Annotated in this window: 6 protein-coding genes; 4 read left to right on the plus strand and 2 right to left on the minus strand. The window is 25.6% G+C overall.

Annotated features, from left to right (window positions below; all coding sequences use genetic code 4):
• Positions 1 to 108: 108 nt before the first annotated feature.
• Together ACMZI9_RS00885 and ACMZI9_RS00890 are read right to left on the minus strand one after the other, a co-directional pair.
• Complete coding sequence (locus ACMZI9_RS00885) at positions 109 to 411, minus strand: hypothetical protein (RefSeq protein WP_323176625.1); 303 nt, start codon at positions 409 to 411, stop codon at positions 109 to 111.
• Positions 372 to 629, minus strand: a complete 258-nt coding sequence (locus tag ACMZI9_RS00890) for a hypothetical protein (protein WP_323176624.1) — start codon at positions 627 to 629, stop codon at positions 372 to 374. Before ACMZI9_RS00890 ends, ACMZI9_RS00885 begins: the two co-directional genes overlap by 40 nt.
• Positions 630 to 1,064: 435 nt before the next feature.
• On the opposite strand from ACMZI9_RS00890, the gene ACMZI9_RS00895 reads away from it, so the two are divergent.
• From ACMZI9_RS00895 to ACMZI9_RS00910, 4 genes are all read left to right on the plus strand, one after another.
• Positions 1,065 to 1,199: a hypothetical protein gene (locus ACMZI9_RS00895; RefSeq protein WP_323176623.1), complete on the plus strand. Its 135-nt coding sequence runs from the start codon at positions 1,065 to 1,067 to the stop codon at positions 1,197 to 1,199.
• A 1,035-nt stretch (positions 1,200 to 2,234) separates the two neighbouring features.
• On the plus strand, positions 2,235 to 5,330 hold the full coding sequence (locus tag ACMZI9_RS00900) for a DUF262 domain-containing protein (RefSeq protein WP_323176622.1): 3,096 nt from the start codon (positions 2,235 to 2,237) through the stop codon (positions 5,328 to 5,330).
• 108 nt (positions 5,331 to 5,438) lie between these two features.
• Positions 5,439 to 6,398, plus strand: coding sequence for an alpha/beta fold hydrolase (locus tag ACMZI9_RS00905; RefSeq protein ID WP_323176621.1), 960 nt, complete (start codon positions 5,439 to 5,441; stop codon positions 6,396 to 6,398).
• A gap of 145 nt (positions 6,399 to 6,543) precedes the next feature.
• Positions 6,544 to 7,167, plus strand: coding sequence for an alpha/beta fold hydrolase (locus tag ACMZI9_RS00910; protein ID WP_416099059.1), 624 nt, complete (start codon positions 6,544 to 6,546; stop codon positions 7,165 to 7,167).
• The last annotated feature ends 74 nt before the right edge of the window (positions 7,168 to 7,241 follow it).

Raw genomic sequence — 7,241 nt, forward strand, 5'->3', positions numbered from 1 at the left:
TAAACTAGGACAAGTCTTATAGACAATTTATAAAAAACTCAAATCATCTCAATATTGTTGAGGTGTTTTTCAATTTAACACAGATTGAAATCTTTCATTGTTATATCATTAAATGTAATCTTTGATAATGTTTTTGAGTTTATCAAAGTAAATTGTTTTGTAATTTGCAAACTTTAAACACTGAGATTTGATGTTTGAAAAGAAATATTCGACTTCCCTATTATCTAATGAATTTCCGACTCTACCCATAGATACAGTTCCATTGTTTTTTGCGACCACATCAAGATATTTAGATGATGAATATTGAAATCCGTGATCTGAATGAAGAATTCAAGGTTTTTTAAACTTGATATCTTTGATTTGTGAAATGACTAAATCTGTATCATTTCTTCTTGATAAGTTTCAATTCAAAATTTTGTTTGTTTTATGATGTATTGCAACGAAAGATAAACGTGATTTTCATCTATATCATTTGGTGCTTTTATATATGAAACATCTGTTGCAATAATATTATTTGTAATTCCATTGTAATCTCTATTTACAAAATCTTTAATTTTAACATTTGTAATCTTGATTTCTCTGACTTTACGTTTTGACCTAACTACACAAATTAGATTTAATTTGTTCATTATTCTTCCCAATGTTCTGTAATTTATGTCTATTTTATATACTTTTAGTATATAAATGCTCAATCTTCAGCGACCAAAACGACCTTTATTTTCATAAAAGCCTTTTTTGACAATTGAATGTAATTCTTCATTTTCAGACTTTTTAGAAACTTCTTTATCTAATTGCGAGATTTTCTTATAAAAAAAGACGTAATATAAACTAGGTCAAGAAAAGTAGACAGAAAATAAAAAACTGTCTACTTTTCTTGACCTAGTTTATCGATAGCAAATGGTTTTATTCTTGATGTTATAGGCAATATTAAAAGCTACAATGGCCCAACATATAAGAAATATGAAGAATATGATTATAATCTTAGTGAGTCAAACAAAGGTTTCTATGACCATGAAATTTCAATAAAAGAAATTGAGAATAAATATAAAAATTTGGTTACTATTTTGAATAATAAAACTGAAAATAAAGAAGATAAAGTTCTTCTTTTTGGAGTCGCTCCAGAATTAGGAAAAGAAAACATTAAACAAAGACTTAAAGAACTTGTTGCTTTATTACAAGACATATATTGCACTGAATAATATTAAATGAAAGAATGAATTCACATTTTTTATAGGTAAATTCGTTTTTTATTTTCTGTTAATTGTTTATTTTAATTCTAAGTTTCTAGGTTTGAATAACTGAATTAATGAATTATCAATAAATAAGTTTTCCCTATTTCAAAAATATTAATTGTGATGAAAACCATTAATTATAATCGCTAAGCTTTTTTATGTTTTGCGCAATGAATAGTCTTAAATCTTAATTGTAAATAACATTTTGTTAATAAATAAATTGCTTTTTTTAAGCTTCAGTTCTTGTCTAAAAGTATAATGTGAAAAAGCGACCTTTTGCTATTAATCTGATTAACAATGAATATTCTATATAAAAATAATTTATTTGTTTTACTTCCATATTTTTATAAAAATAAAATAAAAAAATAATATAATACTATTATGAAATTTGCAAGAGAATTAAATGTGTCAATCTTCAACTCCTTAAACTATATATATATATATATATATATATATATAGAACGAAAGAAAGACTCGGTCTTTAGCAATAATTTCAATTGAATTTCACTTTTTTATTTTATTAATTCACGACTAAACTGGAACAAGTTGAGTGTTTTACATTCAGCTTTTTTGTCTATAACTTTTAAAATATGAATTCCAAGTTTTTAAGCTTTCGTAGATAAGAACACACAACATTAAAGTTTTTCATGAGTAAATATAAATAGAAAAATAACTTTAAAAATATAATTGGTTTTGATTTTGATATAAAAATAACACTTTTTTATACAACTATTTATAACTTATAACAGGCATAATACAAAAAATAAATACCAAATATAAATTTTTAATATAGATGTAAAAATTGATCATTAATTTTTAGATTATTAGATTCAAATTAAATAATACAAAAATGAAATTGAATACAAAAAACATTACCAAAACTTAATAGGCTTTTTGAGTGCACACTACAAACAACAAAAGTGAATATATCGGGAATAGTAATTGCTAAATATAAAAAATTATTCTTTTAATAATAATTAATTTAAGAATCAGGAGGAGACAATGAGTAATAAGAACAAAAATTTCTTAACAAGTGTTTGAACAATTAGCAAAGATATTCAAACTTATATAGAAGGAACTATATTAAATTGATTAAATCAAGAGACAATTCGTGAAGCAATTAAAACAGATAGCTTGTGTTATTTAACGCCAACACAAATTGTGTTTAATGGAGGCCACACCAAAGACTTTGTTTTTTATAAAAAAAATACAAAAACTGAAACAAAAAATGATAGAAACTCAAATAAAATAACTAATAAAACATATGAAGAAATAAAACAAGTGCTAGAGATTTGTCAAATTATACATATTGAAAATGATAATAATTTTGTCATGCATAATGATTTTAAAAAATATATTAAAAATTTTGTTAATGACAATTTGGAACACGATGCGCTAAGTAACTACTTAAATAACAAAACTTCAGATTACATATCTGAAAAGATACTTTCTATTTTAAATAAATATTTAGAAGGCATTGATTATTTTTACAAAAAAATCGGAAACAATATTTTGTCAATAACTAACTTAACTGAATTTTGGTCAAATAACGCTTTTACCGATAGTGAAAAAAAGATAATGAGAATTTCTGAACAAAATTGAATGAATAGTGTAATTTCAACAATGGCATATATCGCTAGCGAAGAAGATGAGAATAGAAGTAGTTTTGATTTGATAAAGACCTATATAAATACTAAAGTTGACGATTCAAAAAAACATTGAATTAAATTTTGCGATTTTTGTGCCATCAACAATAAAGAAAAATTCAAAGAAATTGTTGATAAATTCATAAAATCAACACAAATTCAATTATTAGATATTAAAAAAAATAAATTATATTATCCATACAAGGACAACTTAGAAAAACTAATTAGTGTAACATCAGAATTTAAAAGTATACCCGATGACCCAACAAGTAAGGAATATAAAGTGAGTGATGAAGAACCATTTGTGTCAAAAATTTGAAATTTGACCGCAATATTTGACTTTTCATTTGTGAAAAAAAGCATAGAAATTCCTTTATACCAAAGAAATTATTCATGAAATGATAATTTGGTTGAAACGCTTATCAATGATATTGAAACAACGTCACTTGATCAAAATGAATATCATTTATTGGGTTCAATTACATTCGCTCAAATTGATGATGATATTAAAATTGTTGATGGTCAACAAAGAATAATGACGTTAATCCTTACTGCTTATAGTCTTTATAAATTAATTCTTTATCACAATTTTTCTAATCATCAAGAAGAAATTATTAAAATGCCTTCTTTATTTAAACGAATGTTCCACGATAAACAAGGTTGAATGTCAAAAAACTGTTACAAAAATTCAGATTCTTATAAACATTTGCATATTTTACTATCAAGTGATATAGATGAAATAAAAAAATACTTCCCAGAGAGCATTCAAAACAAATTTTCGTACAAAATAAAACACAATTTAGACTATATTTGAACACTTTTAATAGATAAATTGAAGAACAAAAAAGAAAAAATAATTGCTTTTATTACAGCATTTTTTGAAAGAATTTGATTTGATGTTGTTTTTGTTCATAAAAAATATGAAGAAAAACTTTTTGAAAAAATGAATTTATTAAGCATGAAATTAACTAACATAGATTTAGTTAATTCATTGTTTGACGAACTTTGACGCACAAAATCAGAAGAGCTAGAAGAATTTAAAGATAAATTTTCAAATCATTTTTACAAGAAAGATAGTAAGACACAGAACAATTTTGCTGGAAATAAATTGGATAAAAAGAAAACAATTGATAGTAAACAATTTGAAGAAGATACTGACCTTATAGTTTTATTTGCACAGTTTGTTCAGTTAAGTGAAAGTTTATCTTGCACAATTGAGCCGAAGAAAAAGGATTACTATAGCTCTTACATTGTTTTAAAATCATACATAGAGGAACTATATAAAAAACATCATGATAACCAATCTGAAGCTTTGGCTGAAATTCGTAAGAAATTATTCAAATTTCAATTTATCTTAGCAAGGGATTATGATGATTTAGAGCAATTATTAATAAATAATTATCCTTTTGATGAAAACTATTCTGACAACAACAAAGAAATATTAAAATGTCTTTTCCCTTCTATTCTTCTTACAAATGTATGAGAAAATAGAATTTTCTTTTCACTTATTTACACAATTCTAAATAAATTCAAAATATTAGATTTGGATACAGATCTTACAAAACTAGCATTTTCAGAAATATTTACCAATGTTACTAAATGGCTTTTTGAAATTGAAAGATTCTGAGTGATTTGAAAAACAGGCAATTACAAAGGACAATCATTCAGCAAAACTGTAAGAGATTGGGCATCCAAGATATCAAGCTCACAAACAGAAGTAATTAATAACATAGAAGGTGATCAACAAAAAATAAACACATACTCAGAATTAAGAGAAGCAATGTTAAAATGAATTAATAATGATAAATCAACTGAAAGAATATTGAAAGAGTTTGAAGATGATTTAAATTATAAATTAACGAAACCTAAGAAAAAAGATAACTATTATAATGTGGCAATTTTTAGAAGGATAGAGTTATTTTTAAGCAATAATTTAAATAATTTTTTTAAATATACAAGAGGCTCTTCTAATACCGCGCTATACACAAATTGACTAGATTATTTCGCAAACAATACGACATGAGAACATTTTTATCCACAAAAAGCTAAAGATGATGATAGAAATAACGAGTTGGAGAGTGTTGAAGTTAAAGAATCGATTGGTAATGGAGTGATTGTTACTTCTTCTGATAATAAAGCCGCAAGCAATTCATCTTCTAAAGATAAAGCTGATTTGTTCAATAAAAAAGTAATGGGCAAAGGATATAAGGGACATCCAATTTCTTGGAATGAAGCTAATTCGGCCGGTTTAAAAAATCTAACAAAAGTTATAGAAGATATGATAGAAAAAGAAAATACTGATAATAATGATGAAAATCAACAAAGAATAAAGAAAGATAAAGATTCAAAATTTGAACTTTTTAAAGTTTCCGAAGATTGAGATAAAGGAAAAGTTGATCAAAGAAATAAAGAACTTCTTGCGTTGGTCAAGGATATCTACGCTGTTAAATAAAAATTCACGAAAAAGAATTAGCCTATTATACTGATGAATAGTTTCTTATCTATTTATCTATATTGAATATTTTGTCCCTTATCACTGTGAAAGGAATTGAGGAATTGAATGATTGAAGAAAAAATAAATTTTACTGAAGGCTATTTAGAACTTGACTCTAACACTAAAATGTGATACGGAATATATGGTAATCCGAAAAATAATCCTATTTTGATAGTGCATGGAGGACCAGGAGAGTCTTCAGAAATGTTTGAAAAAGAAATTTGAAATGTTAAGAAAAATAAATATATTTTTTTTGATCAAAGAGGTTGTGGAAAAAGTACACCATTATTAGAGTTGAAAAATAACAAAACCGATATCTTAGTTGAAGATATTGAAAAGCTTAGAAAGCACCTGAAACTTAATAAATTAAAAATCTACGGCGATGGGTGAGGAACAACCCTAACTTTAATGTATGCAATAAAATATCCTCAAAATGTTGCTAAAATGTTTCTTAGATCTGTGTTTTTAGCACGCCAAGAGGATATTGATTTTCTATTTGAGGGAAAGGGAGCTAATTGATTCTACCCTAAAGAATATGAAGAATTTACCGAAGCAGTAGCTAATTTCGATGGAAAAACTAATATTGAAAAGTATTATAAAGCTTTAACTAATAGAAAGCTTGATTATGAATATAGAAAAAAACTTGCTATTAATTTTTATAAATGAGAATTCATAAACATTCTGGCAATGGATTATGATAATCTAACTTCAGTTAATAAGTTTAAAATAAAAAATGAAGAAGAAGCTTATCAGTTAGCCCTTTTAGAAAGCTATTATTTCTACAATAAGTCATTTTTACCAAGCGACAACTACATTCTTGAAAATTCTAATAAATATAAACACATTCCAACTTATATAGCTCACGGACATCGCGATCTTGTGGCTCGTTATGTTGGCGCTTATTTATTGATTGAAAAACTTGATAATGTTAAAACTTGTTGTAATAAATATATATTAAATCATTCAGTTTGATTTATAGAAAATATGATAGATACAATTAAGTATTGCAAGCGCCTAAAAAAATAGAAACTAAATTAGTTGGTTATGTTTTAATTTACTTTTAATTCAATTTCACTTTAAGTCAGTTAACTTATTTTAACCATTAAATCTTATAAAGAAAAAGAGCTATCTACAAATTTGATAAATTAAATATATTTTAAAGGAGGAGAAATTGTTTTTTTCAAACAGCAACCAACATTTAGCATCATTAGCCAAACGTGTAATAGCAGCATCAGCAGCAAGAACCCAACATTATTTCAAACCCGACCGTAAAAATAAAATTTGGTATACTATATCTGGTAATCCAAAAGGTTTTCCTGTTTTAGTAATTCATGACGGACCAGGAAAATCATCTAACATGGATCCTGCGCTTCTCTTAAATCTTAATTTTTTTAAATTTATATTTTTTGATCAAAGAGGTTGTGGAAAAAGTACCCCTCATATAAACTTAAAAAATATAAAAAATAATACTACTGATCAAACGGTTGAAGACATAGAAAGGCTTAGAAAACACTTAAAACTTGATAAATTAATTATCTGAGGCGATGGGTGAGGCGCAACTTTGACCTTAATGTATGCAATCAAATATCCTCAAAATGTTGCTACAATGATTTTAAGATCTGTGTTTTTGGCGCGTCAAGAAGACATTGATTTCTTATATGAGGGGAAAGGAGCCAATTGATTTCGTCCAAAAGAATATAAAGAGTTTACTAATGCAGTAGCTAATTTCGATGGAAAAACTAATATTGAAAAGTATTATAAAGCTTTAACCAATAAAAAGCTCGACTATAAATAAACTAGGACAAGAAAAGTAGACAGAAAATAAAAAAAACTGTCTGCTTTTTGTTTACAATAAGAGAAAGGATTTTA

Origin of the sequence: Mycoplasma sp. 4079 (genome assembly GCF_047785185.1) — a bacterium.
Classification (GTDB): Bacteria; Bacillota_I; Bacilli_A; order Mycoplasmatales; family Metamycoplasmataceae; genus Mycoplasmopsis.